Annotated in this window: 30 protein-coding genes and 1 pseudogene; 14 read left to right on the forward strand and 17 right to left on the reverse strand. The window is 63.5% G+C overall.

Features of this window, described 5'->3' with window-relative positions; translation table 11 throughout:
* Nucleotides 1-3: 3 nt before the first annotated feature.
* Nucleotides 4-564 carry a hypothetical protein gene (locus PX52LOC_RS26105; protein WP_149112844.1) on the reverse strand — a complete coding sequence of 187 codons (561 nt, stop codon included), beginning with the start codon at nt 562-564 and terminating at the stop codon, nt 4-6.
* Nucleotides 565-674: 110 nt separating this feature from the next.
* Entirely contained in the window at nt 675-896 is a 222-nt protein-coding gene (locus PX52LOC_RS26110; protein ID WP_149112845.1) for a hypothetical protein, read from the reverse strand.
* 161 nt (nt 897-1,057) lie between these two features.
* On the opposite strand from PX52LOC_RS26110, the gene PX52LOC_RS26115 reads away from it, so the two are divergent.
* The 13 genes from PX52LOC_RS26115 to PX52LOC_RS26175 all read left to right on the forward strand — a co-directional run bounded on the left by PX52LOC_RS26115 (nt 1,058) and on the right by PX52LOC_RS26175 (nt 9,315).
* Nucleotides 1,058-1,300: a hypothetical protein gene (locus tag PX52LOC_RS26115; RefSeq protein WP_149112846.1), complete on the forward strand. Its 243-nt coding sequence runs from the start codon at nt 1,058-1,060 to the stop codon at nt 1,298-1,300.
* A gap of 29 nt (nt 1,301-1,329) precedes the next feature.
* Nucleotides 1,330-1,635 (forward strand): hypothetical protein, encoded by a 306-nt coding sequence (locus PX52LOC_RS26120; RefSeq protein WP_149112847.1) that lies wholly within the window; start codon nt 1,330-1,332, stop codon nt 1,633-1,635.
* 198 nt (nt 1,636-1,833) lie between these two features.
* Nucleotides 1,834-2,436 carry a hypothetical protein gene (locus tag PX52LOC_RS26125; RefSeq protein ID WP_149112848.1) on the forward strand — a complete coding sequence of 201 codons (603 nt, stop codon included), beginning with the start codon at nt 1,834-1,836 and terminating at the stop codon, nt 2,434-2,436.
* Nucleotides 2,437-2,500: 64 nt separating this feature from the next.
* Nucleotides 2,501-3,151: a hypothetical protein gene (locus tag PX52LOC_RS26130; RefSeq protein ID WP_149112849.1), complete on the forward strand. Its 651-nt coding sequence runs from the start codon at nt 2,501-2,503 to the stop codon at nt 3,149-3,151.
* Between the two features lie 38 nt (nt 3,152-3,189).
* Nucleotides 3,190-3,513 (forward strand): hypothetical protein, encoded by a 324-nt coding sequence (locus PX52LOC_RS26135; RefSeq protein ID WP_149112850.1) that lies wholly within the window; start codon nt 3,190-3,192, stop codon nt 3,511-3,513.
* A gap of 199 nt (nt 3,514-3,712) precedes the next feature.
* Nucleotides 3,713-4,234 carry a hypothetical protein gene (locus PX52LOC_RS26140; protein WP_149112851.1) on the forward strand — a complete coding sequence of 174 codons (522 nt, stop codon included), beginning with the start codon at nt 3,713-3,715 and terminating at the stop codon, nt 4,232-4,234.
* A 45-nt stretch (nt 4,235-4,279) separates the two neighbouring features.
* Nucleotides 4,280-4,861 carry an RNA polymerase sigma factor gene (locus PX52LOC_RS26145; protein WP_149112852.1) on the forward strand — a complete coding sequence of 194 codons (582 nt, stop codon included), beginning with the start codon at nt 4,280-4,282 and terminating at the stop codon, nt 4,859-4,861.
* Nucleotides 4,862-4,884: 23 nt separating this feature from the next.
* Nucleotides 4,885-5,163 carry a hypothetical protein gene (locus PX52LOC_RS26150; RefSeq protein ID WP_149112853.1) on the forward strand — a complete coding sequence of 93 codons (279 nt, stop codon included), beginning with the start codon at nt 4,885-4,887 and terminating at the stop codon, nt 5,161-5,163.
* Nucleotides 5,163-5,660 (forward strand): hypothetical protein, encoded by a 498-nt coding sequence (locus tag PX52LOC_RS26155; protein ID WP_149112854.1) that lies wholly within the window; start codon nt 5,163-5,165, stop codon nt 5,658-5,660. The genes PX52LOC_RS26150 and PX52LOC_RS26155 overlap by 1 nt, the downstream gene beginning before the upstream one ends.
* Before the next feature lie 103 nt (nt 5,661-5,763).
* Nucleotides 5,764-6,228 (forward strand): hypothetical protein, encoded by a 465-nt coding sequence (locus PX52LOC_RS26160; protein ID WP_149112855.1) that lies wholly within the window; start codon nt 5,764-5,766, stop codon nt 6,226-6,228.
* A 63-nt stretch (nt 6,229-6,291) separates the two neighbouring features.
* Nucleotides 6,292-7,116, forward strand: coding sequence for a hypothetical protein (locus tag PX52LOC_RS26165; protein ID WP_149112856.1), 825 nt, complete (start codon nt 6,292-6,294; stop codon nt 7,114-7,116).
* A 28-nt stretch (nt 7,117-7,144) separates the two neighbouring features.
* Complete coding sequence (locus tag PX52LOC_RS26170; RefSeq protein ID WP_149112857.1) at nt 7,145-7,705, forward strand: hypothetical protein; 561 nt, start codon at nt 7,145-7,147, stop codon at nt 7,703-7,705.
* 314 nt (nt 7,706-8,019) lie between these two features.
* A complete protein-coding gene (locus PX52LOC_RS26175; RefSeq protein ID WP_149112858.1) occupies nt 8,020-9,315 on the forward strand; it encodes a hypothetical protein in 1,296 nt (431 codons plus the stop codon).
* On the opposite strand, the gene PX52LOC_RS44075 is transcribed toward PX52LOC_RS26175, so the two are convergent.
* From PX52LOC_RS44075 to PX52LOC_RS44080, 3 genes and pseudogenes are all read right to left on the reverse strand, one after another.
* On the reverse strand, nt 9,224-9,544 hold the full coding sequence (locus PX52LOC_RS44075; protein ID WP_149112859.1) for a helix-turn-helix domain-containing protein: 321 nt from the start codon (nt 9,542-9,544) through the stop codon (nt 9,224-9,226). The two genes, PX52LOC_RS26175 and PX52LOC_RS44075, sit on opposite strands and share 92 nt — an antisense overlap.
* Before the next feature lie 300 nt (nt 9,545-9,844).
* Nucleotides 9,845-10,987, reverse strand: coding sequence for a replicative DNA helicase (locus tag PX52LOC_RS26185; RefSeq protein ID WP_149112860.1), 1,143 nt, complete (start codon nt 10,985-10,987; stop codon nt 9,845-9,847).
* A gap of 16 nt (nt 10,988-11,003) precedes the next feature.
* Nucleotides 11,004-11,165: pseudogene (locus PX52LOC_RS44080) on the reverse strand (DnaB-like helicase N-terminal domain-containing protein); the annotation flags it as partial.
* Nucleotides 11,166-11,320: 155 nt separating this feature from the next.
* Here PX52LOC_RS44080 and PX52LOC_RS26195 point away from each other — a divergent pair.
* Nucleotides 11,321-12,452 (forward strand): IS3 family transposase gene (locus PX52LOC_RS26195; protein WP_390637529.1). Its coding sequence is split into 2 segments (ribosomal slippage): nt 11,321-11,602 and nt 11,604-12,452, totalling 1,131 coding nucleotides; the frame shifts between segments, so codons are not numbered across the junction.
* Between the two features lie 229 nt (nt 12,453-12,681).
* On the opposite strand, the gene PX52LOC_RS26200 is transcribed toward PX52LOC_RS26195, so the two are convergent.
* From PX52LOC_RS26200 to PX52LOC_RS26255, 12 genes are all read right to left on the reverse strand, one after another.
* On the reverse strand, nt 12,682-13,251 hold the full coding sequence (locus PX52LOC_RS26200) for a hypothetical protein (RefSeq protein WP_149112861.1): 570 nt from the start codon (nt 13,249-13,251) through the stop codon (nt 12,682-12,684).
* Between the two features lie 177 nt (nt 13,252-13,428).
* Nucleotides 13,429-13,818, reverse strand: a complete 390-nt coding sequence (locus PX52LOC_RS26205) for a TIGR03067 domain-containing protein (protein ID WP_149112862.1) — start codon at nt 13,816-13,818, stop codon at nt 13,429-13,431.
* A gap of 41 nt (nt 13,819-13,859) precedes the next feature.
* Nucleotides 13,860-14,267 carry a transposase gene (locus tag PX52LOC_RS26210; RefSeq protein WP_390635622.1) on the reverse strand — a complete coding sequence of 136 codons (408 nt, stop codon included), beginning with the start codon at nt 14,265-14,267 and terminating at the stop codon, nt 13,860-13,862.
* A gap of 14 nt (nt 14,268-14,281) precedes the next feature.
* Nucleotides 14,282-14,689 carry an IS5 family transposase gene (locus PX52LOC_RS26215; protein WP_168218752.1) on the reverse strand — a complete coding sequence of 136 codons (408 nt, stop codon included), beginning with the start codon at nt 14,687-14,689 and terminating at the stop codon, nt 14,282-14,284.
* Nucleotides 14,690-14,751: 62 nt separating this feature from the next.
* Complete coding sequence (locus tag PX52LOC_RS26220; protein ID WP_149112863.1) at nt 14,752-15,705, reverse strand: tyrosine-type recombinase/integrase; 954 nt, start codon at nt 15,703-15,705, stop codon at nt 14,752-14,754.
* 151 nt (nt 15,706-15,856) lie between these two features.
* On the reverse strand, nt 15,857-16,432 hold the full coding sequence (gene thpR / locus PX52LOC_RS26225; protein ID WP_149112864.1) for an RNA 2',3'-cyclic phosphodiesterase: 576 nt from the start codon (nt 16,430-16,432) through the stop codon (nt 15,857-15,859).
* Between the two features lies 1 nt (nt 16,433).
* On the reverse strand, nt 16,434-17,435 hold the full coding sequence (locus PX52LOC_RS26230) for an adenosine kinase (protein WP_149112865.1): 1,002 nt from the start codon (nt 17,433-17,435) through the stop codon (nt 16,434-16,436).
* 13 nt (nt 17,436-17,448) lie between these two features.
* Nucleotides 17,449-19,011, reverse strand: coding sequence for a glutamate--tRNA ligase (locus PX52LOC_RS26235; protein ID WP_149112866.1), 1,563 nt, complete (start codon nt 19,009-19,011; stop codon nt 17,449-17,451).
* Nucleotides 19,012-19,087: 76 nt separating this feature from the next.
* Entirely contained in the window at nt 19,088-19,597 is a 510-nt protein-coding gene (locus PX52LOC_RS26240; RefSeq protein ID WP_149112867.1) for a MaoC family dehydratase, read from the reverse strand.
* 91 nt (nt 19,598-19,688) lie between these two features.
* The gene (locus tag PX52LOC_RS26245) at nt 19,689-20,159 is read right to left on the reverse strand and encodes an acyl-CoA thioesterase (RefSeq protein ID WP_246173470.1); all 471 of its coding nucleotides are present in this window, start codon (nt 20,157-20,159) and stop codon (nt 19,689-19,691) included.
* A 382-nt stretch (nt 20,160-20,541) separates the two neighbouring features.
* Complete coding sequence (locus PX52LOC_RS26250) at nt 20,542-20,778, reverse strand: hypothetical protein (RefSeq protein ID WP_149112868.1); 237 nt, start codon at nt 20,776-20,778, stop codon at nt 20,542-20,544.
* Nucleotides 20,779-21,544: 766 nt separating this feature from the next.
* Entirely contained in the window at nt 21,545-22,861 is a 1,317-nt protein-coding gene (locus tag PX52LOC_RS26255) for an RtcB family protein (RefSeq protein ID WP_246173471.1), read from the reverse strand.
* Nucleotides 22,862-22,864: the final 3 nt, after the last annotated feature.

Raw genomic sequence — 22,864 nt, forward strand, 5'->3', positions numbered from 1 at the left:
GCGTTACCACCCGTGGGGAAGTCGCTCCGTCGCGAACACGGCGGAGTAGAGATTCAGGGCGTCATCACTCGGCTTCTTTCCCGACTTGAGGGAATCGACGAGTTCGGGCAGCGCGGCACGGTGTTCAACGTCACCCATAAGATGGTTGATCCAGTCGCCTATCACGTCGAACTTTTGATCCTTCTTGCTGAGTACGTTTTCCCATCCCCACCGCACCAGTTCTCGGAATTCAGGCATTTTGCGGGTATACTCAAGGACTCGCATGGCAAAGTATCGACATGCGGGGGAGTTCTGCCCAAATCCTTTGACCTGGGACAGTTCCTTGTAGGTTGCTTTCAGGTTCGTCAAATCCGCCGACTGGGCCCTCGCAAGCAATTTCAGTTCATGAGGTTGATCGACTTTACTCATCTCCGAAATGTCACGTCTCGCCTTTGCGAGTGCCGTCTTCTCACTCTCAGACCGCTTGTTGAACTCGTCCAAAAAGGTGTCGATAGAAACCGTCTTCTCGATCGGTGGGCTGGCGATCGGGGTACTATTGCCCGAACATCCGGTGAGAACCGCCATAACGAGAAACGCGCAATGTCTCATCACCACTCACTCCCCGAATCGATGGCGTCCATCTTCGGTGAGTGAGTGGTTGAGGTCAAGGACCTTCCGTGGCATCGTTTTCAGACTTATGACTGCGCCGGCGGCCAGTAGCCGACTTTCTCCAAGAACTCGCGGAGGGCTACTTTCGCCACTGCGGTGCGCTCGGGCGGAACGCGATGTGAGTGGACATAGGCCATCAAGGCAGCGTCCTCTTCTTCGGTGAGTCGCAAGAACAAGGGTGCCGGCCCCTTCTTCTCTTCTTCCTGGGTGTTCGACGCCTTTTTTCGCTTTGCCATGACGGTAAGCATACCCTCACCTCTCGCTAAAGACGACGATACTAAACGCAACAATGATACATTGTTCGGTCTTTGATATCGACGGCAATCAAAAAATCTTCTTGACTCAGATATCATTGATATCATACACTCTGATGATATCGAATTGAACGAGTGAGACGAGGAGTCTGCCCGTGTCCGCTTGCCCCCCAGCCGTCATCGCCAGTTACCAACGGCCGGACGGCACCCGCATTCAGGTTCGCAAGCACCCTCGCGGCGTGGGCCTCCAGACGCGGTGCGTACAAGCCGACGGGCAAGGCTTTCCGTTGTGCGACGGCACGCCCGACCTCCGCTGGTGGGACATCACCGAGGGGTGGCAGTACCTCGCCATGCCCCGCGACGTCTATGAGGCGGCGATGTTCGGCGACGCGGCCTGACCCTTTCCCCCTTGCACGGAGGTTCTTCTATGGCGACCCGCACGTCCTGCTCGTGGTGTCATGAACTGGCCGAATCGCCGCATTGCCCCGCGTGCGGCCACCGGGCCGACTTGCCCCGGACGGCGTGCGACTGCGTGGTCTGCTCGGCCCGCGTCATGGGTGCCGTACTCGGGCTGGCCGAGCACCACGAACTGGTCGCCGCCGGTCAGAACGCGAACGACGCCGCCTTCACCCGGCGTGAGGCAGGGGCCTGCCGGTGGCTCGCCACCCTCATCCTCGCCCGCTTGATGTTCGGGCCGGGCCGAACACCCTCGGCCGGGCAGACGTGCCCGTGATGGACAGTCCGACGAACCACCGAGGCAAGGACGCCTCTCCCCCCGTGCGGTCCGGCAGAGCCGCCGGGGGTTGATCCACCACTACCCCAGGACAGCGTAGTCCACCGCTGCTAACGGATACCGCCTTTCGCCGGGCGGTTGGGGAGTCTGCACGCCCTGAGCGGCGGGCAGTCGATACCTTCCAACGGAGTGCTTACCATGTGCCGAGTCCGAAAGCCGAAATGTGTCGAGGGGTTGGACACCGAATCGTTCCACGTCTGGTACGTCTCCCACCGGCCGGGCGGGTACTTCGTCCAGTCGAAATCGGGCACCGTCGATGAGAAGCACGGCCAGTTTGTGTCGGCCGAGGACGCCCAAGAGTACCACGACGACCGGTTCAACGAGTTCGACGGCGAGCCGGACGACGACCACGAATCCCGTGGTGCGTTCCTCTTCGCCATGGCCCGGTGGATGAAGACCGACCGCCGCGGGGCTGACTTCGGCCGGCTCGCGAGCCTGTTGTCCGAGGTGTACCAGATTGCCACCCGCCTCCGCCTCGAACACCCCCGAATGTGCGAGTGCCCCGGGTGTCTGTACCTGATGGCGATGGACGAAGTTCGGCCGGGCGTCCGCAAGTTCATCTGGGACGGGATCGACGAACTCCCCGACTCCGTCAAGGAGTTGAGCGCCGCCCTCGGCCTGAACTTCCCCCGGGACCGCACCGACCTCGGCAAGCGGTTCCGCCGGGCCAAGGTCGAAGCCGCCGCCCGCCCGCGGTTGATGTACGTCCTCCCGTCCCAGGTCGTCCCCGCCGGGTCGTGATCGCCCCCACCCCATGAGTTGACTGATCGCCTTCCACCTTCACCACCGAAAAGGAATGCTTCCCATGTGCCAGAGTTCAATGAACATGAGCGTGAGGGCCGATGTTGACGGCCCGACCTACCTCCCCTCGGCCGTCGCGCGTGCCCCGCACTGGCCACGATTCGTCATCGGCCGCGGCGGCCCGGAACACGGCCACGATTTTTACGTCCGTCGGCCCGGCCCCATTAGCTCTCGCGACCAAGTGTCACGGGTCCTGCGGGAAGCCGCGGCCGGGGAGGTTGACGGGTTCACCGACTGCCCACTCGAAGTCGGGGCGTTCGTCGCCGCCGCCACCGAGTGGGCCGAAGGGACTGTCGAACTCCGCCAGTACCAGCAATTGGCCCGCGTCCTCGACTTGGCAACGGAAATCGCGATGGACATGCTCGCCGCCCACCCCCGCCTCTGCGGGTGCCCGCTGTGCGTTCTCCTCGCCGCCCACGACGACCGCCAGCCCGGCTTCCGGCAAACGGTCTGGGCCAGCGTCACCGAACTCCCCGCCGTCATTAGCCCGATCAGACGGATGCTCGCCGACCGGATCGGCATGGGCGGTGTCTCGACCGCCAAGGCCATCCGCCTGACCGAGGGCCGGCTGTCGGACGACGTCGCGGAACACCTGTCGTACTCGGCCCATCGCCCGGCCGGCCAACGAGTCCCCCGTGCGACCTGCAACCTGTAACCGACTTCCTTCTCTCAACCACTAACAGGAGTTTTCCAATGGTTCAGCCACGGTTCGAAACCCGCACGCGGTGTGGCAAACTTGAGGACTCGCTGCCCGAAGGGGCCGCCGAGTTCATCGACATTCTGAAGCGGGCCGATCAACTCCGCGAGGACATGATCGACTTCGCCCGGCGTGGCAACGCGGTGCCGCTCCTGCAACAAATCATGGACCACCAGGGCGACCGGGAGGCGTCCCTTTTCGCCCGCGAAGCCATCGACGCCCTCTGCGGCACCGCGTTCCAACTCCGGGCCTTCCGCCTCGTCCTGATGGCCGACTTCGGCTCCCAGAGGTGGTGGGACGGCACCGAGTGCAAGGGGTGAGCGTGAACATTCCTGACGAGCCAACCGGCCCCCGGGGTGCCATCGTAGGCACGGTCACGCTTTAAGAGGACGTGACAACCGGGGGCCGGTTCCTTCTTCTTCCCGAACCGGCTATCTCTGCCGGCGTCAGCGTGGCGGTGGGTAGATTCTGGTCGAAAAGATTTGGTTCAATCCCAACGTTTCTCACCCGAGGTTCATCGTGGCAACGACCACAGTTCAAGCACTTATCGCCGCCGCCGAACAAGCCGAGCGGTACATCCTCGATGAGGGGGGCCGACCGCGCGGCGAAGTCATCGCCGCGATCCGCCTCGCCATCGCCGACTTGTCGCCGGACCATCCGCGTGTGTGGGGGTACCAGTGCCGGTGGTGCGCTAAGAGTCTCAAGTCCGCCGAGCCAAACCCGACCCGCTCGCCCCACTGCTCGCAGGAGTGTCGGCGACAACAGTTCGACTCCCACGCCCTCGCCCAACAAAGGGCGTACAGGCTCCTTGACGGCGACATGACGACAGCCGACAAGGCTGGAATCATCGCCGCCTGCATTCGGCTCAAGTACGGCGACAACCCCCCGCGACTCGAAGCGGACGTGACGGGCTATCACCAAAAGCTCTTCTACGGCGTCGGGTTGACCCAAGACGAATCGCTCTCCCTCTTTCTCGCCGTTTGCGCGGAACTCGACCGCCGCAAGGTACCGGCCGACGACTCGAACGAACACCACTTGTAACGCCAGACCGGAACGCATTGGCCGAGGACCGGGAACATTTACCGCATGGACGCACACACACCGATGAAATGCCCGACCCTCCAACTGCAAGAATCTTGCAGTTGCGACACCGCCGACCGGGACCGCCTCCTGCTGTCGGTCCACAATCTCGTGAAGATGCTCGTCCGCCAGCGGGTGCGCGACCCCGAACGGGCCGAGGACGTGGTCCAGGACGTGTGCCTCCGCATCCTCCACACGTGGTCGCATTGGGACAAGGCGAGGGGCCAAGCCTCGACCTGGACCAAGTGGCAGGTGCGGTCCGTCGTCGCCCGATCGGGGGAGCGGGCCAAGCGTCGGGCCGCACGCTACAAGTCGCTGACGGAGAAAGTCACGGACGGCCTGTACGCGGACGACGGACTCCCGGCCGAGGCGGTCGAGCGGGCGGAGGTCGTCGCCCTGGTCCGCGAGGCGGTGGCCGCCTTAGACGATGCGACGGCGGAACTGCTCCACGCCCGGCACGTGGACGGCGAATCGGGCAACGGGATCGCTCGCCGAATGGGCCGCTCTGGCGGTGTGGTGCATCGCCGATTAGTCCACGCCGAAGGTGATGCGATGTACGAACTGAAGAGGCGGGGGTTGAGTTCCTGAACCACTAACGGGAGACGCTAACGATGTTCGCGAAACTGTTCGGGCCGCCAGAGCGGCAAATTCTGTGCGTCCTGGATTCCGACCCGGAAACTGCGGCGTCGGTGATTCGCGTTTCCGTCGAACCGCCGGGGTTGGGCGTTTGCTCGATCAACCTCGGCTACGGCGACACGGAGGATGGCATCGCGAGGGCGAAGCAATCGTTTGTTGAGCTGGATGAGGCCAAGGCGGACTCGCTCGCCCGCCCCATCTTCGAGATGGCTGCCAAACTCCGACCACACCCAACCACCGAGGAGAAAGGCTAATGCTCTCGCAAATCCAGATCGTCGCCGCCATCTGTGCCGACCTTGAGCGGCAAGGGCGTCCGTACCTGACCGCCCGGCAAATGAACGTCATCGCCGCGGCGGCGACCAACATCGTCGAGCACATCGCTCAGGCCGATGCTCAACGCGAGCCAAATGGTAACGCCGCCGTGCCGGAGGCTAGAGCGACCACCAAGTCGAAGAAGCGGCCGAGGTGGTCCGTCCTGATCCCGCCCGTTGGGACCGGCGTCCCCAAGCTCATCACGGCGATCGGTAGCTCTCAAAACGACTGGACTCGTGGCGAACTATTGGTCTGGACCCGGGATTTGGATGAGGCGCGTAAGGTCGCGAACGCGCACGGCGGGGTGGTCGTGAACACGGCTTGGTTACGGATGCAGTGGCGAGAGTACCTCCGCACGCGATTCATCCCCGAACACGCCCTCGCACCCGCTACCGACATTGACAAAGACGCCGCTACGGAGCTTGACAGATTGATTTAGAAATTAGGGTCCGAGTGCTGAAAGAGCGTGTTGGGACCTTCTGTATAGCAGGCAGCGAACGGACGAACAATGACACGACTCTCTCATCGCAAGGAGATCAAACGTGAGCGATCAAGCCCCTCCGAGCGACAACCTATCGGGTGTCCCAACCCCTGAATTGCGGAAGACGCTGGAACACTTACTTAGCGCGTTCAGGTTCGAAGTCGACGAACTATATCGTCCGCACTTCGAGGCTGGATACGCCATTGGGCAGAAATTCGTGACCGATCCGGCACACGAGGCGATGACCCGACGGTTGGCCAAATACTACCAACTTCTCAAGGAAGATGAACCCGCCATCAAGACGCCGATGAACTGGATTGAGAAGTTGGCGTGGCCAAGTGAAGGCGACCCCAGACTCTGGTTCATCGCCGTTGCGATGACGGGCAGAACGGATCTGACGCTCGACGACACCGAACGCATTCTTGTGGCCGCTGGCATTCCTGAGTCGGGGACCGAAAGCCCGTACCTACTCGCCGGTTTCGTCGTCGCCGTCATCGACGTCACCGACGGTGAGGAGACGCCATGAGGCGTCGAACAACTGGTAGTCACAGCGTCGATATCGTCCCCGTGGGCCGTGTAGTCTCGGACCATGGGGACAACGAAACCGTGTCGGCACTGCGGCGTGCCGGTCGAGCAACCGGTCAGCCAGAACCGCAAACAATGCTCGGACTGCGGGCGGAAGGCCCACGCCGTACTCAGACGCCTCTGGCGGGATCGGAAGCGGGCCGAGTCTACGCCCGTCCACGCGCCGCCGTGCGTCGTCTGCGGGAAGCCCGCCCAACGCCGGAGCGGCATGTTCAACGCTTGGTACCGCCTGACTTGCTCGGATGCGTGCGCCAAGGAAAACGAGCGGAGGGTCAACCGGGCGAGCGGTCTGGTGCGAGAACAGAGGGGGGCAAATCCCCGCCCGGCATTCCCGTGCGGGTGGTGCGGCGTGGCGTGCGAGAACCCGACACGCCGGAAGTACTGCACGGACGAGTGCGCCCGGCAGGCCCAATCACACCGCGCCCGTGAGGCCGCCCGACGCCGTCTGGCCGCGGCCGGCCGGCCGATCGTCCTCCCCGGTGAGCCGTACCGCTGCCAGACGTGCGACGGCCTTTTCCCGCGGAAGCGGCAAAGTGACCGCCCGCGGTTCTGCCCTGGTTGCCGCGTTGCCCGGAATCGCGTCCTACAGGCGGCGTGCAGGATCAACCGACGACTTACCGACCCCGACAAGTTCTACCGCCAAGAGAGGGACAAGCGTGCCCGAGTTACCGAGCGATTACGCACCGACCCCGCCTTCCACAACCGACACCTCCGCCGGATGCTTGCGTCGAAGCGGAGAAACGCTCGCCGTCAGTTTGAACTCGAACTGGCCCGGGGCATCGCGGAACTGGCGGCCCGTGGAGTCGTTGAGCGACCAGGGCTTGATTGACGAGTTCGGACAGCTCGCGGGCTGGACCGTGAGCGTGCTCCTCCGGGGGGCAAGCCTGTACGGCGAGGCCTTGCGCCGCGGCATCACCCTCCGACTCGACTCGACCCTTTGGAGAGACGTACTCCCGAGAATTAGCGCCGGCACCTTGTCGCCCCGGGCGGCCGTGGCCTACGCCGGACAGCCGGGATTACTGAAACGCTTGGCGAGTTTACCCTTCGACGTGCAAGACCACTTCGCCGCGGGCGGGCGAGTGAGCGTGATCCCGGCAGTGGGTGCCGCTCCAACCGAGATGGGCTTGTGCGAACTCTACGACGCCGGTTTGGCCGCGACCGTAATCAACGGCGGGAGGCTTGTGGACCTGGACGCGCAACGGGCCTCGCTCGCGGCGAAGGCGAAGTACGCGCGGGGCGCGGCCTCGCACGCGACCACTGCCGCCCCGGTCGCCGCGGGGTTGCCCACTGATGCTGACATCGGGTCGCTCGCCGCGTTCCTGGGTGACGCGATGCGGACCGGGAACATCGACCGGCCGACGCCACTTTGGATCGCAGAGCGAGTGGTGGTCTGGATGCGGGGAAGGGCAGGGGGGTGAGTGTCGAAAAGGGAGATTTTCGAGCGTATCGCGAATCGCAGTTTACTCGCCCAATATCGCGAAAACGCCATATTCTAAGACATTCCGCCCGGCATATGTCTCACTCGAAAACACGGAAAAAGCCTTGGATTTTGGCACTTCTGTCCTGAACAGGCGTTTATCAACGTGGTTTCACACGGACGAAGTCACAGGTTCAAATCCTGTACCGCCCACTAAAAACCCTTAATTTCCAGTCAATTCGCATCGGTCAAACGGCCGATGCTTTCTCACGTCGACCCATTTCGTCGGAAATCATCGGAAATCGGAGTCACATCATGGGTCGGAAGAAGGCAGTCGTACCCCAACTGCGCGAATTCCAAGGCTACGCCACCTGCTGGGTGAACGGGAAGCGAGAATACTTCGGCCGGTTCGGGTCGGCCGAGTCGGAGGAGAAATTCCGGTCGTTCGTCGCGCAGTATGCGGTGAACCCGGCGTCCACGCCGAAGGACGCCGGCGGCATCCTGGCCCACCTGATCGGCGGGTACCTGAAATCGCCCGACGCCCCGCCGTCGCTGGAGAAGAAGCGGCAGATCGCGTTTCTCATCAACCACCTCGGCCCGGTGGCGTTGAAGCAGGTCGATCACGTCTCCCCGCAAGAACTCAAAGGGTTGTTCAAGCGAAAGGCCGAGGAACAGCGGCCGGTCAAGGGAGGCGGGGAAGGCGAGGTCGAGCCGAAGTACAGTCAGACGACGCTCCGGACGTGCTTCGCAAACCTGAAGCGGGTGTACGCCTGGGCGATCGAGTGTAAGAAGATTTCCGGGGACGCGGCCACCCCTATCCTGGCCATCAAGAACTTGCCCATCTCGTCGGCCCGGCGCGAGAAGGACGTCGAGCCGGTCCCGCGGGAGCACGTCGAGGCGACGCTGAAGTTCCTCACGCCCACGGTGGCGGCGATGGTCAACTTGCAACTGCTGACGTGGATGCGGCCGAGCGACCTGTTCAACATGACCGGGGCCGAGGTCCACCGCGGCGGGTTGGTGAAGATCGGCGGCATAGCCCGCGACCTGGACCGCGAAGGCGTGTGGGTGTACGTGCGGAAGGTTCACAAGACGGCCCGGTTCGGTCACGTTCGGGTGATCGTGCTGGGCAAGGAGGAGCGGATGATCGTCGAGCCGCGGCTCACCCGGCCGGACAACGTGCCGCTGTTCCAGCCGTTCGAAAGTTTCACGGAGTCGTACCGCCGTGAGTCGCTCGACATGAAGCGGGCGAAGCCGGGGGGCGAGGAAGCACAACGCGAAGTGGACCCGACAGAGCTACGCGAAGGCCGTGGAGCGGGCGGCGGCGAAGGCCGGCGTTCCGCACTGGTCGCCGTACCAAATCCGTCACTTGGTGTCGGCCGAGACGCAGGCCGATTTCGACCTGGACCACGCCCGGGCAAAGCTGGGGCAGAAGTCGATGAACGTGGCAGAGAAGTACGCGGACTTGGACTTCAAGAAGGCGGCGAACACCGCGAGGCGGAAGGGAAAGGGCGGGGCGGGGTCAGACGCCGGCGGGTGACGGCCGGGCCTCCGACTCGGTCCGGAGTTCGGTCATCAGCGTGTCGAGGTAGGACGCGGCCTCCTTCTCGCTGATGGCCCGCGGTGCGGGCTCTCCGGTCAATCGGGCGACTTCCGTCGCCGGAATCCACCACTGACCCCGGGGACCTCCGGGCCGACGACCGCGGACGCGCTTCTGCCTCAGCCATCGGTAGACGGTCGCCGGGTTGATGCCGAGCGCTTCCGCGAACTCGTCCGGCGACAAGTGGTTCGTCATTTCCGAATGCCCCTCTACTGAGTCCTTGATGATTCGCCTGCCGGCCATCACTCTCACGCCACGTGGAGGCCGGCCGACCTTCCGCACGTCGTGGATTGCTGAGGTCACACGAGGCGCGGCTGTTTGTGGCACATAGAACTCGACAACTTCGCGCCGAACGCAGAGCGAATTCTTGGATTGCAGAACCTGCCTACTCCGTAGGGCCGCCACTTACGTGATTTGGTTGGTACCGGAAGCGACTCATGGCCACTGCTGAAGTCTTGTCCGCCGCACCCGCGAGTTTTGTCAACGGGCGGCGCATCCGCCACGGGGCGAAGGACGAGTAGTACGTCAGGTTCGTCGCGCATGTTACCGGCACTCCACAGATCGCGGTTCGAACCGGACGTTCGCGCGGCGGTACAGCAGGGGCACCACGCCACGCGGGCCGTTCCGGTTCTTTTCGAGAAGCGCGTCCACGTCCTGAACGAGCGCCTTCGGGTCGGCGGGCTGTGGGTGCAGCAAGATCACGGAGTCGGCGTCCTGCTCGATCTGCCCGCTGTCGCGCAGGTCGCTGAGCTTCGGCTTCCCGTCCGTGCGGTTCTCGATCTCGCGGTTCAGTTGGGCGAGCGCGACGACGGGAACCCTCGCGGTTCGGGCCAGTTCCTTTAGCCGCGTTGCCACCATGCCCACCTGCAGGTGACGTGGATCACGAGCGTTTTCCGCGTGAACGAGTTGCAAATAGTCGATGACGATCGGCCCCACGTTGTGCCGCCGCACGGCCCGCCGGGTCGTCGAGGCGATGCGGGCGGCCGTTTGCCCGGGCCGGTCGTCGATCCACACCCGGCCGCCGTTCCAGCCCACCTTCACTGAGCAGACCTTGCCCAACTCGCTCGGGTTCAGTTTGTCCGTCCCGCTGATCCGCGACAGACTCACGTTGCTGACCATCGCCAAGAACCGTTCGGCTATTTCCTCGCGGGACATTTCGAGGCTGACCAATAACCCGGACGTTCCTGCCGCGGCCGCGTTCAACAGAAGACCGGCGGTCAGTGCGGTTTTGCCGACGGACGGCCGCGCGGCCACGATCGTCAGTGTCCCGGGCCGCAACCCGCCGAGGAATTCGTCGAGGTCTGCGTACCCGGTCGCCACGCCCCGTGGCTTGCCAGCTAACTGCCGTTCGTCGATTCTTCCCTTCGCTTCCGCAATCGCCTCATCCGCGCTCACAATGCCGTCGCCCCGGCTCGCGGCGGTCGCGCCGATGTCGAACAGCTTTTGCTCGAAGTCGGCGAGCAGGTCCGCGGCTGGTTGCCCGGACGTTCGCGTCAGCCCGGTCATTTCGACCGCCAGGCGGTGCAGCCGTCGGACCGCTGCCGCGTTGCGCACCTGCTCAGCGTGGTAGAACAGGTCCGCCCCGGACCCGGCCCGGTCGAACAACTCGGCGAGGAACTGGGGGCCGCCGATCTCGTCCCGCTGGCCGAGGCGGACCAGTTCGGCGAACACCGTCTCGGCGCTCACCGGCCGGCGGGCCTGCGTCGGACAGGTGGCGGGCGGTTTCGAACACGAGCCGGGTGGCGTGGTGGGCGAAGTCGTCGGCCGTCACGACCGCGGCCGCGGCGTCCACGTGCTCCGCGCCGAGGAGCACGGACCCGCACACGACGCGCTCGGACTCACAAACGGCGTCGAGGTTGTTCAAAACTTCTCTCCCTTCGTGTGTGGTGGCGTGGGGAGTACATCCCCATCGGGCACGCAGTACGGCATCACCGGCGGCGCGATCTCGTGCCGCGGCTATAGTGGACCCCGAAACTGAGACCGCCAGGTAAGCTACTCTGGCGGCCCTCGGAGGTGGTCCTGATGACGGCGAAGCGGAAGACCCACACGGCGGCGTTCAAAGCCCAGGTCGCTCTGGCCGCGGTGAAGGGCGACAAGACGGTCAACGAGTTGGCCGCCCACTTCGGCGTCCACCCGACCCTCATCCACGGGTGGAAGAAGCAACTCCTGGCCGGGGCCGAGGCCGTGTTCGCCGCCGGAGCGAAGGCGGTCGCCCCCGGCGACGACCAGACACCCGCGCTGTACGAGCAGATCGGCCGGCTCAAGGTCGAGCTCGACTGGGTGAAAAAAAAAGCTGCGACGTTCGGTTGACGACCTGCGGCCGCTGATCGACCCCGGGCACGCCGACCTGAGCGTCCGTCGGCAGTGCCAACTGGTCGGGCTCGGCCGGGCCACGTACTACCGGGGGCCGGCCGAGGAGTCGGCCGACAACCTGGCCCTCATGCGGCGGATCGACGAGCAGTACACGGCCTGCCCGTTCTACGGCAGCCGGCGGATCGCCCGGTGGCTGGCCCGCAACGGCCACCCGGCGAACCGCAAGCGGGTCCAGCGGTTGCTCCGGGTCATGGGCCTGGAAGCCATCCACCCGAAGCCGAAGCTGTCGGCCGGGCGGGGCCACCCGGTGTACCCGTACCTCCTCCGCGGCGTGCCGATCGACCGCGTCGGGCAGGTGTGGAGTGCCGACATTACATACCTGCCGCTGCCCGGCGGGTTCATGTACTTGGCCGCCACCATCGACTGGTACAGCCGGTACGTGGTGGCCTGGCGGTTGTCGAACACGCTCGACGGGGCGTTCTGCCGGGACATGCTGGACGAGGCGTTGGCGGCCGGCACCCCGGAGGTGTTCAACACCGATCAAGGGGTGCAGTTCACGGCCGGGGCGTGGGTCGAGCGGGTGGAGGCGGCCGGGGCGCGGGTGAGCATGGACGGCCGGGGGCGGTGCCTGGACAACGTGTTCGTCGAGCGGCTGTGGCGGACGGTGAAGTACGAGGACGTGTTCCTGCGGGGATACGAGACGGTGACCGAGTTGGAGCGGGGGTTGAAGGCGTACTTCACCTTCTACAACGAGGCCCGCTTGCACCAGTCACTGGGGTACAAGACCCCGGCCGAGGTGTACCGGGCCGGACGGTCAAAAGAGCCGGCGAAGGAGTAGCTTAAATTCGTCGGTTTTTGGTCTCGCAAATGGGGTCCACTATACTCGACACGGATGCGGTGGTGAGAAATGAGCCTACCCGCCGGGCCGGCGTGGGGCAAGGATGATGTGCCGGACGACGGTTCGTGTCTGGCCGAGTCATCGGCAGATCTTGGCCGTGGTGCGTGAGGGCATCGTCAAGCTGGGGTGAAAAATTACCCTCCGATCGGGTGGAGGGTAGTCCGTTTTCTCACTTCCCGAACTTCAACCCGACCTTGCCACCGCCGATTTCCGAGGACGTGACAGACCCGTTCAGTGCATCGTCCTTCATCGACAGGGTAATGTTTAACTTACTCGCCCTGCCGACGCTCTTGAACGTGACCCTGTTATCATTGATCTCCCCCTCGAGATCACGTGCCACTTGGCCCACTTTCCCGTTCGGCTCCTTGTATTCGAACTTGTAAGCGGCCTTCACTTTATCGCCGGTTCGGTCGGTGATCGTGATGGTGAGTTTGCCACTGTCTTTATTGTCGAAGATCATACTTCCGGACAGGACGGAGTCGGTCTTGAGCCGAGCGCTCAACGATTTCCCGGTTGTCGAGATGGATTTATTGTCTTTGGGCAGGGCAAGTTCTTTCTTGAGCAGTTCGGCTTCCTTCTCGGCAAGTTTTAACTTCGCCTCCAGCTCGGCGACTTTCGCCTGGAGTTGCTTCACCTCGTCGGTAGACTGGGCATGAATTGAGGATGGGGTGACCCCGAATAAAAACGCCAGCGTCAAGATCGCGTGACCAGTAACAGAGTTGGCAAGTAAGCGGGTCATTACCGGAACCTCTTTGGCGTCTCGAAAAAGTTTACAGACCTGCAATACCTCTAGCCAACCGATGGAATTCCGGCAACCAGAAATGGACGCTGACGCCCAGCCACGTTGCCCCGCGATCTCGCTGCCCGCCGGGCGATGAGCGTGTCTGGTCGAGCAACGGGTCAGGACGCGCCCGGGTCAGGGCTTAACTCGTTCGTAGGTGTTCAAGACTTCGCCATCTTTTGTCCGAAAGCTCGTCGGCCGTTCACCCTTGTGGTCGCCTTGAAAGACCATCGTGAGTCGGTCCCCCTTCAAGCGGTAGATCCCCTTGTTCGTCGTCTTAAACTGCTTGATGGAAACGTCGATCGATCGCGGCCGCTGCGACGGGTCGATCGTGTAGGTCGTGTCGAGGGGGGCGAAGCCAGGGCCGTTATCGATCTTACCCTGGCCACTGACCAACTCAATCACCGAGACCACGGGCTTTTCTGACTGGCCGTTCGCCTCGGCGGAAATCAGCCTCCATTTCCCGTTAAGGAGTGCGTGTTCTTCCTCGACTGATCGCGTCGGCTCATTGTCCCCGTCTTCCATTGAATCGCAGCCACAAAGGAGGCCCAGGATCACGCACGGTATTAGGCCGTGTTGATGTTCCTGAGTCGCCGTAGTCGCAGGACGCCGAACACCAAATGGACCACACCGAGGAACATCGTCTTCCGCTTCTCGTACCGGGTGGCGAACCGGCGGAACTGCTTGGCCTTGCCGAACAGCCGCTCCACCTTGTTCCGCTCTCGATACCCGTCCGGCAGGAACGGCTGGGGCTCGACCCGGTTGCTCCGGCTGGGAATGTTCGGGAACACGTCCCGGTCGACGCACGCCTGCCGCTGGTCGTCCCCATCGAACCCCTTGTCGCACACCGCCTCGTCGAAGTGCGGCACGCGAGCGATGGTGGCGTCGAGCAGCGGCCCCAACCGCGGGGCGTCGTGGGCTTGGCCCGGCAACACTTCGACGGCGAGGGCCGTGCCCTCGTCGACGGCCGCCACGAGAACCTTGGTGGTCAGCCCGCCCCGGCTGCGGCCAAGACCCTCACGGCGAGCACTTCGTGCCGCCCCGATCTTTTTTTCTTCCGCCGTGCCCCGGCCGCATGCTGGTGGGCGCGGACGACGGTGGAGTCGACCAGGATGCGGCGGACGTCACCCAGGTCGGGGTTGGCGGTCAGCAGTTCAAACAGCCGCCGCAGGCTGCCCGAGCGGGCCCACCGGCCGAACCGGTGGTACACGGCGTCCCACGCCCCGAACTCGCTCGGCAGATCCCGCCATGGGATGCCGGTCCGGGCCCAGTACAGGATTGCCTCGAAGAACATGCGGTCGGACAGGCGTGGCGGCTGGCCGCCGGTGAACTGCTTGGCCTGGGCGACGAGCGGTTCGAGGATGGCCCAGTGGTCGTCCGTGAGCAAGTACCGCACGGCGTCGTGCCTCGGAATGGTCGGGATCGACCTAAACTCTTACCCCGAACGAACACGGCTCGTCAACACGGCCTAGTGCTGTCTCCACGCCTCACAAGACGGACTGCAGGACGCTGTGGTTGGATCTCCAGCATCCGCTGGCACCATGCGTGACGGAACAGTGTCAGGCAGTACCGCTCCTTCAGCTTCTTCTCCAGCCTCGCGAACCGGCAGCTCGTCGAGAACGTCGTCCACGGCTGGCCGTCCTCGTTGCGGAATATCTCTCCTGTCGGCCTACCCTTCACCAGCTTCTGGGCGATGGCGTTGGCCGCGTCGTTCAGGAAGATGATCCGCCAGCGCTTGGTCTTCGCCTCGGCGGGCGGTATCTCGATCCGCTTCTTGTCCTCGCGGTAGTGCCGCTTCTCGATGATCCTGATCTCCTGCGCCCGCGCCCCGGTCTCCCACGCGAACACCAGCATGTCGCGGAAGGGGTCGATCTCCTTGTAGTGGGCGAGGATCGTTTTGTACTCGTCGGTGGTGATGACCTTTTCCCGCCGCTGCGGGGTCGGCTTCTCGATGTGCCGGACGGGGGATAGCTGGATGTACCCCTGCTTCTCCGCCCACCGGAAGCATCGCTGCACCGAACGGATCGCCCCGTGCTGGCAGCTCGCCCCCCACCGTTCCTTCGCGGCGGACACCCATTTCTCGACGTGGAACGGCTTCAGACGGGACACGGTGAAGGTCGCGGCCTGCGGTAGCGATTCCACGAACTCCTGAAGGTAATTTAGGTACCACGTATAGGTGCGGGCTTCGCGGTGCTGCTGCGTCCACGTCAGGAACTCATCGACCACCGTGGCCAAGAGCGGGTCTTCCGGATGGTCGGATGTGCTGGGCGGCGGGGCGGCCATCAGTGCGTGCCACCGCTTGCGGGCCTCCGCCTCGTCCCGCCCGAGGTTGTGCTGCTTGCCGTGGACCTGAACGTACCAAATGCCCCGGTCGGCTCGGAAGAACGGTTCCGGCCCGTTGCTGCGGCTCATGCGTAATCTCCCTGTGCGAACTCTGTCACGTCAGAGTTCTGCGGGATTCTACGCGGCGAAAATGCCTGATTTTCAGGGGTTTGTGAACTGTGCTAATTGGCTTAGAAGGCGGCTGCTCTATCCAGTTGAGCTACGGGTGCGGCGGTCCGCGTTAGCGACCCGATAACGCCGCCCGGCCGATCACGGAATAGACCGGGCCGTCCCGACGGAGGTCGCTGCTGTAAACCAAAATTTCTTGAACGTAGGTGTCCCCGCCGTTCCACTCGGCGTACTTCGGCAACTCGGCGGCGATCAGGTTTCCGTCGGTTTCGTCCTTCACGCGGCCGAGCGTCAAATGGGGAGTATACCCGCGCTCTTCCCGGCGGTACACGCCCAGGGCGGTCAATTTCGGTTCGGCGGCCGCGTGGATGCGTTGCAGCACGTCTAAACCATCGGTGATGGCGGCCCACACGATTTTCGGCCGCCGGGGGGTTGGGAAGGCCCCCACGCCCGAGATGCCGAGGCGGAATGGGGGTTCGGTCTTGGCCACGTCCGCGACGGCCCGGCAGATGCCGTGTAGGTCGCGGTCGTCCACGTCGCCGAGAAAGTTCAAGGTGATGTGAAAGTTCTCTGCCGCCGCCCAGTTCACGTTCGCGCCGCTGTCCGAGAGCCGTTGCTGGAGCGTAGCCGCCTTGCCGCGGATGACACCGCCAACGTCGATGCCGGTGAAGAGCTTGAGTCGGGCCATGTTAGTTGCCGCCGAGGGCTTGTTTCCAGTAGTCTTGCGTGCCGTGGTGCAACCGCGCGCCCACTTGCGAGATGACTTTCATCGCCAGGAGGTTCGCGCCGCGGGCGGCCACGTCGGGTTGATAGCCGTGGGTGATGCCGTAGAGGAACGCCCCGGCGAACATGTCGCCGGCCCCGGTCAGGTCTTTGGGCGTGCAGGTGAACGCGGGGACGTGCGATTCGACCCCGTTGAACCGAACGAACGCGCCGTTTGGCCCGTCCGTCACGACGGCGTTGGGAACGATCTTCTTCAGCTTCGCGAATGCGTCTTCGGACTTCTCGGTCTTGGTGACAGCGGCCGCTTCCGGGGCGTTGCAGAAGAGCAGGTCGCTGTGGGCGAGGGCGTCGTGGAAGGCGTCGCCGAAGACGGCTGGGATGAAGGCGTCGGAGCAGGTGAGCGCGACCTTCGTCCCGGCGGCCTTCGCAATCGAAATGGCCTGGCGGATGGCGTGCTGCCCCGTTTCCGGGTTGGCGAACACGTACCCCTCGATGAACAGCCACTCGCTGTTCTGAACGCGGTTCGCATCCACGTGCCGGGCCGCGAGGTGACTCGAAACGCCGAGGTGCGTCCGCATGGTCCGCTCGGCGTCTGGCGTGATGACGCACACGCACGTGCCGGTCGTCTCGTTCAACAAGACCGGGCTGCCGATGTCGATGTTCAGGTTCTCGAACTCGGAGGCGTAGTGGAGGCCGTAGCGGTCGTCGCCGACGCACCCGATGAACGCCCCGCGGCCGCCGAGTTGTGACAGTGCGATGACACTGTTTGCAACCGACCCGCCGCTAACGAGCGGCAGGTCGTGGTTGGCGTCGTGGAATTTGCGGAACAAGTGTTCCTGTTCGGCCTTGTCCACCAGCCGCATCGTGCCCCGCTCGAAGCCAAGTGGGGCGAACTCGGCGTCGTCGAGCTCCAGGAAAATGTCCACGATCGCGTTGCCGAGACCGCAGAGGTGGTAGTCTTTCTTCATCACAGGCTCCTTCCTAGAGTTTTAGGGCCGCCGCGACCCGGTTCAGCACCCGTTCCTTGCCGAGAATGGCGAGCGTGTCGGATAGGCCGAAGCCCACGCCGACGCCCGTGACGGCGACCCGCGTCGGCAGTTGAATCGCGTTCAACTTCAGTCCGCGGTCGGCCACAAACTGGTGCATTACCTTGTCGATCGTCGCCGCGTCGAACGGTTCGGCTGCTTTCAAGGCTTCCGCGAACTCCGCCAGGAGCGACTTCGCATTCGCGTCCTTGAACGCCTTCTCGCGGGCCTTCGGGTCGTACTCGATGTCGTCCTTCAGGATCGGCGCGGCATAAGCCAGGATGTCGCTGAAGAGTTTGATCCGATCCCCGGAGGCGTCCACGATCGTCGTGAGAATAGCCCGTGTCTTCGCGTCGAGAACGTCGCCGATCAGCTTCGCCTTCGTCAGGAACGGGATACAGCGTTCGAGCTTCTCCTCGGTCGAGAGGAGCTTCATGTACTCGCCCTGCACCCAGAACAACTTCTGCATGTCGAAGTTGCCGGGGGCCTTCGTCACGCGGTCGAGGCTGAACTTCTTGATCGCCACGTCGAGCGGGATGATCTCCTGTTCACCGTCGAGCGACCAGCCGAGGCGGATGAGGTAGTTGATGAGGGCCTCGGGCAGATAGCCGAGTTCGCGGTAGTAGGCGACGGTGGCGAGGTTCAAGTCGTCGCGGCCCTTGATCTCCTCTTCCGTCCAACCGCACGCCTTGAGCTTGCCGATCTCCTCAGGGGAGAGCGGCGGCAGGTCGCGCTTGCTGATCTTCTTGCCGTTGCGGTAGATCAACGGCACGTGGCCGAACTCCGGCGGGGTCGCACCGAGAGCCTGGAAGATCAGGATTTGCGTGGGCGTGTTCGTCAGGTGTTCTTCGGCTCGCACAACGTGCGTGATACCGAAGTCGGCCTCGTCCACCACGGTGGCGAAACTGTAGAGCGCCCGACAAATTCCTTTCGCGTCCGGTGCCCGAAGCAAGGCCGGGTCGCGGATCGTGTCGGTACTCACGTCGATTCGACCACGGACGTGGTCCGTGAACGTCACCTTTTGGCCGGGGATCACCTTCAGCAGGATCGGGACCTTCCTGGCCTGATACTGCTGAAGGTTCTCCTCCGGCGAAACGTCGCGATTGCTCCCGCGGTGGACGTAGGGCTTGCGGGCGAGTTCCGCCTGCTTGCGGGCCGCGTCTTGTTGTTCCGGCGTCGTGTAGTCGGGGTACGCCTTCCCCTCGGCCATCAACTTCATCGCGGCTGCTTCGTACTTGCCGTTTCGTTGACCCTGGAAGTACGGCTTGTGCGGACCGAAACTGTCGCCGCCCGCGTCGTCGGCCGGCCCCTCGTCCCAGGTCATGCCGAGCCACTTGAACCCGTCGATGATCGGCTTCACCGCCTCGGCTCGGTTCCGGGAATCGTCGGTGTCGTCGATGCGCAAGATGAACTGGCCACCTTGCCCTCGCGCGAGGAGCCAATTGAAGAGGGCCGTGCGAACGCCGCCGATGTGGAGGTATCCGGTCGGCGACGGGGCAAAACGGGTGCGAATGCTCATGGTTCGAAAATCGCGAGGCGGCGTTCGGTGTGGGAGAAGAGAATACCCGGATGGGCCGGGTTCGCTCTCGAAAGCGTTAAATGATCCCGTTCACACCCGCTTGGGCGACCGCCGGCTGGAGGTTCATCTTGGCCAGCGGGCGGCACTCGACAAGCGTGATGACTTGGCCTTCCTGCACGGTCTTGCCTTCCTGATTGACGATCGCCCGGTTCCAGACCACCTCGCCCCGCTTGCCCCGACCGCGGAGTGTTTTCTCGACGACGCGGGTGCGAACGCGGATGGTGTCGCCGATGAACACGGGCAGCACGAAACTCCAGGTGCGGACCGACAGCAGCGCAATGGTGCGGACCGGCGGCGACTGAATGCCGAGGCCGCTCGCCATCGAGAACACGCCGAAGCCGTGCGCGATCGGCCGGCGGAAGGCCGTGTTGGCCGCGTAGGCGTGGTCGACGTGCATCGGGTTGAAGTCGCCGCTGAAACCCGCGAAGTTCGTGATATCCGACTCCGTAACCGTCCGCCCGCCCGACTCCCACGACATGCCGACTTCGAGATCGTCGAAGAAGAGGTGGACCGAAGAATAACCCATTGGGAGCCTCAGGCACTCGATGCCGGACGGAGTGAACCCGTTCACTCAAGTGAATGATTTATACGATTGCCGTCGCGATTCCAAGTGCCGTTTACGGGGACGCTTCCGGGCCGGGCGGTGTTGCGGAAGGAAGTAACAGCACAGGCTGCCGATCCGCTCCCACCGGCCGCACGCCCACGTACACGACTTCCGCCTCGGTGACGGAGAAGACTTCGTTGCCGCGCTCGGCGACGACATCGATGTGCATGGTGATCGACGTTCGGCCGATTCGCACACAACTCGCGAGGAATTTCACCACGTCGCCCACGAGGACCGGGTGCTTGAACTCGACCCGGTTGACGGCCACCGTGACGAACTGCGCGCCCGACTGCCCGCCGCGCAGAACGATCTCCCTCCGGGCCGCGATCGACCCCGCGATGTCAATGTTACTGAGAATCACACCGCCGAAGATGGTTGCAAAGAGGGTTCCGGTGGTACCGTCCGGCAACAGGAACGGCGTCGGGTGCGGATTCGCATCTTTCGGCATCATCACCACTTGCAGAGCGAGGTAAGGTTCGGACACGATTACTCCCAGAAGCCGAGATATTTTTTCACTTCTTGATTGTCCGCAACCCAGGAAGGTACTTCTCCGTTTTGTACTCGTTCTTACGGCTCACGCGCGCCTGCAATCGACTTGGCAGAATCCGCATGTTGCCGTTGATCTCATCGCTCATGGTTTCGTAAGGGATTCGTGTCCTTGGGGCATAATCACGACCTGAATCGCGGTTTTAAGACTCTCCCAAGGACCACGCTTCGGACGAACGGTTTCGAGGCAAGGTCTTTTGCTTTTCAGAATAGGCCAGCTGTGACGGTCGGCATGAGAAGCGAAAAGGGAGTGAGCAATTCGGAAGTAATGATTCGTCGAGTTGGGTCATCAGGCCGCAGAGGCTCTATCGTCACGAACCTCACTGCTTCTTCAGGTGTACGAAATCCGGGAGCAAGTAGAGCATCAGGTTGTCAACTACCGGGCCTTCGAGGGTGTGAATGAATCCGTCAACCATCGTCATTTCCAGCACGGATTCGCCATTCCTGCCGGTCGTGTTTGTGACTTTGAAGTGGCTGATGAAGTCAAGATTAATGACTTGTCCTGCCGCCTCGCCCTCTGAGATGTCGGCGAGCTTGAGAGCAAGGTATCTGGCCATCGGTGATTCCCTCGGGTACTAAGGGCTACCCGCAATTCTACGAAAAAGTACGGCCAGACTTACACTCACGCCGACACCGCCGGCATGGTAACGGACTCGGCCGTATTGGCGGGCCGCGTGGGAGTTGGCTGATCTTGCCACGGTGGCCGTTGATCTCGCCCTCACTACAGCCCCACCCGGTCGAACAATTTCGCCGTGCCGTGTACGGTCAAAACGCCGACGGCCCGGTGAGCGTGGAGATCGGCGGCAAGCGGTTGACGAGGCCGTTGCTCGATTCGCAGACGATCGCCGCTCTCACGACTGCGGCACGGGCCGCCCCCTGTCGTCGGGACTGCGGGAAGCAGTGGGTGAAGCATACGAGAATCGTCCGGCCATCCCCAGGCAATGTGCAGCGTGGCGTTTCCGCCGTGTAGTGTCAATTTTCTCGGCGGACGGTCTCCAACGGACGCCCAACCTCATTGTGTTCAACCGCGGCCGCCACGCCCTTGCGTTCCTGCACGGCCTCGCTGACGAGCGGTTCCAGAACCCACCTCGGCCGCCGCTTCGGCCCGGACCGACCACACCCGGAGGCTGACCCGAGATCGACCCCGGCAGCGATTCGTGGGACGTAAACCCGTGGATTTAGCGACTTCCCTTCCACGCCCATCGGGAGAACGTCGAAGCCTTCCTTGCAGCGAAGGGGACGGTGTGACCAGAGCCGGCCCAATCGCTCTGTACTGTTGTGGTTGCCAGAAGGGCACTCAAGGAAGACTTACCCACCAACCGTTCATCCCTTGATCGTCATGAGCGGCACCAGTTCTACCACAGGGCGTGCGATGCCAGCTTCGGTCAGCGTGTTCACGACCGGGCCGATGCCTTTGTAAGCGAATGGTGCTTCTTGCTTGATCTGCTCGAGTTTCTTGTTCAGGATGTCCGGACGCTGGCGCACATCGGCCCGGCGCAAATCGGTCGGGGTGACGACCCGGAACTGTTCCATGAACTTGCGGAACTCGTCGTCGAAACCGCGCATCGACTCACCGCGACTGAGCATTCGTCCGGCGCCGTGGCTCGCACTCGCCATTGACTCGTTGTTCCCCTGGCCGACCATCACAAAGCTGCTGGCGCCCATCGACCCGGGGACCAGCACGGGTTCACCGTGGTAAGCGAATGGCGTTCCGGCCATCGCGTCGAAGCCCCGCGCGGGGGTGGCACCCTTGCGATGGAGGATCGCTTCCTCGCCGTCGATCTGCTCTTTCCACATAAAGTTGTGCGGGGCATCGTACACCAAGTCGTAGCCAACGTGGTCGCCGAACACCTGCCGCATTCCGGCAGCGGCCATCACCGCCAGGAACATCCGGTTGGCGTAGGCGAAGTTCGCGGCGTTGTGTAGCGCGTCCCAGAAAGACTCGGCGTGGGCGCGGTGGCGATCGCCCTCGGGCAGAATGAAGATCCCGTTGTCCGGATGTTTGAGCTGTTGCGGGTGGAGTTTCCGGACCACGTCCCGATAGTGCCCGCCGCACAGGTGGCCGATGCCGACCGATCCGGTGTGGACCATCACGGTCACCGTGCCGGATTTCAGCCCCCAGGCGTGCGCGACCGTCCCGTCGAGCACTTTCTCCACACGCTGGATTTCGACGAAGTGATTCCCCCCGCCGATGCTGCCGATCTGCCCGTCGCGGCTGAGCCGCCCTTCTTCTCCCATGAAGTCGGAAAGCCCGAACACACGACCGGCGGGGAGACTGCCGCGGCGCTCGACCCGGTCGAGTTGGTCTGCGACGCCGAGTTCCCGAACCAGAGGCCACAAGCCTTCGCCCACGCGGCGAGTCTCCGAGAGCATCTTCTCGAGACCCCCGGTGAACATCGCGTGCCGCTGGCCGCGAGTCATCGGAATGTCCCGGCCGCCTTCGAAGAAGATGTGACGGAACGCGGTTTCAAGGTCGTCGATCCGGGCTGTTACGTCATCCGGCCGCAAAGTCGTGGTGTGCAAGCGCATGCCGCAGTTGATGTCGTTGCCGATCGCCTGGGGGACCATGTACCCGCGAGTGGCCAACACCGTTCCGACGGGGATGCCGCGGGCTTTGTGGAAGTCGGGCGTGACGGCCACGCG

This window comes from Limnoglobus roseus (assembly GCF_008254045.1).
GTDB lineage: Bacteria > Planctomycetota > Planctomycetia > Gemmatales > Gemmataceae > Limnoglobus > Limnoglobus roseus.

Bases quoted from the DNA above. Each gene is read 5' to 3' on its own strand.
- PX52LOC_RS26135 (WP_149112850.1), top strand. From the start codon at position 3,190: ATGGTTCAGCCACGGTTCGAAACCCGCACGCGGTGTGGCAAACTTGAG.
- PX52LOC_RS44075 (WP_149112859.1), bottom strand. From the start codon at position 9,544: ATGGCCGGCAGGCGAATCATCAAGGACTCAGTAGAGGGGCATTCGGAA.
- PX52LOC_RS26250 (WP_149112868.1), bottom strand. From the start codon at position 20,778: ATGGCCAGATACCTTGCTCTCAAGCTCGCCGACATCTCAGAGGGCGAG.
- PX52LOC_RS26145 (WP_149112852.1), top strand. From the start codon at position 4,280: ATGGACGCACACACACCGATGAAATGCCCGACCCTCCAACTGCAAGAA.
- PX52LOC_RS26120 (WP_149112847.1), top strand. From the start codon at position 1,330: ATGGCGACCCGCACGTCCTGCTCGTGGTGTCATGAACTGGCCGAATCG.
- thpR (WP_149112864.1), bottom strand. From the start codon at position 16,432: ATGGCCCGACTCAAGCTCTTCACCGGCATCGACGTTGGCGGTGTCATC.
- PX52LOC_RS26125 (WP_149112848.1), top strand. From the start codon at position 1,834: ATGTGCCGAGTCCGAAAGCCGAAATGTGTCGAGGGGTTGGACACCGAA.
- PX52LOC_RS26240 (WP_149112867.1), bottom strand. From the start codon at position 19,597: ATGGGTTATTCTTCGGTCCACCTCTTCTTCGACGATCTCGAAGTCGGC.
- PX52LOC_RS26235 (WP_149112866.1), bottom strand. From the start codon at position 19,011: ATGAGCATTCGCACCCGTTTTGCCCCGTCGCCGACCGGATACCTCCAC.
- PX52LOC_RS26105 (WP_149112844.1), bottom strand. From the start codon at position 564: ATGGCGGTTCTCACCGGATGTTCGGGCAATAGTACCCCGATCGCCAGC.
- PX52LOC_RS26205 (WP_149112862.1), bottom strand. From the start codon at position 13,818: ATGGAAGACGGGGACAATGAGCCGACGCGATCAGTCGAGGAAGAACAC.
- PX52LOC_RS26220 (WP_149112863.1), bottom strand. From the start codon at position 15,705: ATGAGCCGCAGCAACGGGCCGGAACCGTTCTTCCGAGCCGACCGGGGC.
- PX52LOC_RS26110 (WP_149112845.1), bottom strand. From the start codon at position 896: ATGCTTACCGTCATGGCAAAGCGAAAAAAGGCGTCGAACACCCAGGAA.
- PX52LOC_RS26230 (WP_149112865.1), bottom strand. From the start codon at position 17,435: ATGAAGAAAGACTACCACCTCTGCGGTCTCGGCAACGCGATCGTGGAC.
- PX52LOC_RS26130 (WP_149112849.1), top strand. From the start codon at position 2,501: ATGTGCCAGAGTTCAATGAACATGAGCGTGAGGGCCGATGTTGACGGC.
- PX52LOC_RS26165 (WP_149112856.1), top strand. From the start codon at position 6,292: ATGGGGACAACGAAACCGTGTCGGCACTGCGGCGTGCCGGTCGAGCAA.
- PX52LOC_RS26150 (WP_149112853.1), top strand. From the start codon at position 4,885: ATGTTCGCGAAACTGTTCGGGCCGCCAGAGCGGCAAATTCTGTGCGTC.
- PX52LOC_RS26200 (WP_149112861.1), bottom strand. From the start codon at position 13,251: ATGACCCGCTTACTTGCCAACTCTGTTACTGGTCACGCGATCTTGACG.
- PX52LOC_RS26175 (WP_149112858.1), top strand. From the start codon at position 8,020: ATGGGTCGGAAGAAGGCAGTCGTACCCCAACTGCGCGAATTCCAAGGC.
- PX52LOC_RS26155 (WP_149112854.1), top strand. From the start codon at position 5,163: ATGCTCTCGCAAATCCAGATCGTCGCCGCCATCTGTGCCGACCTTGAG.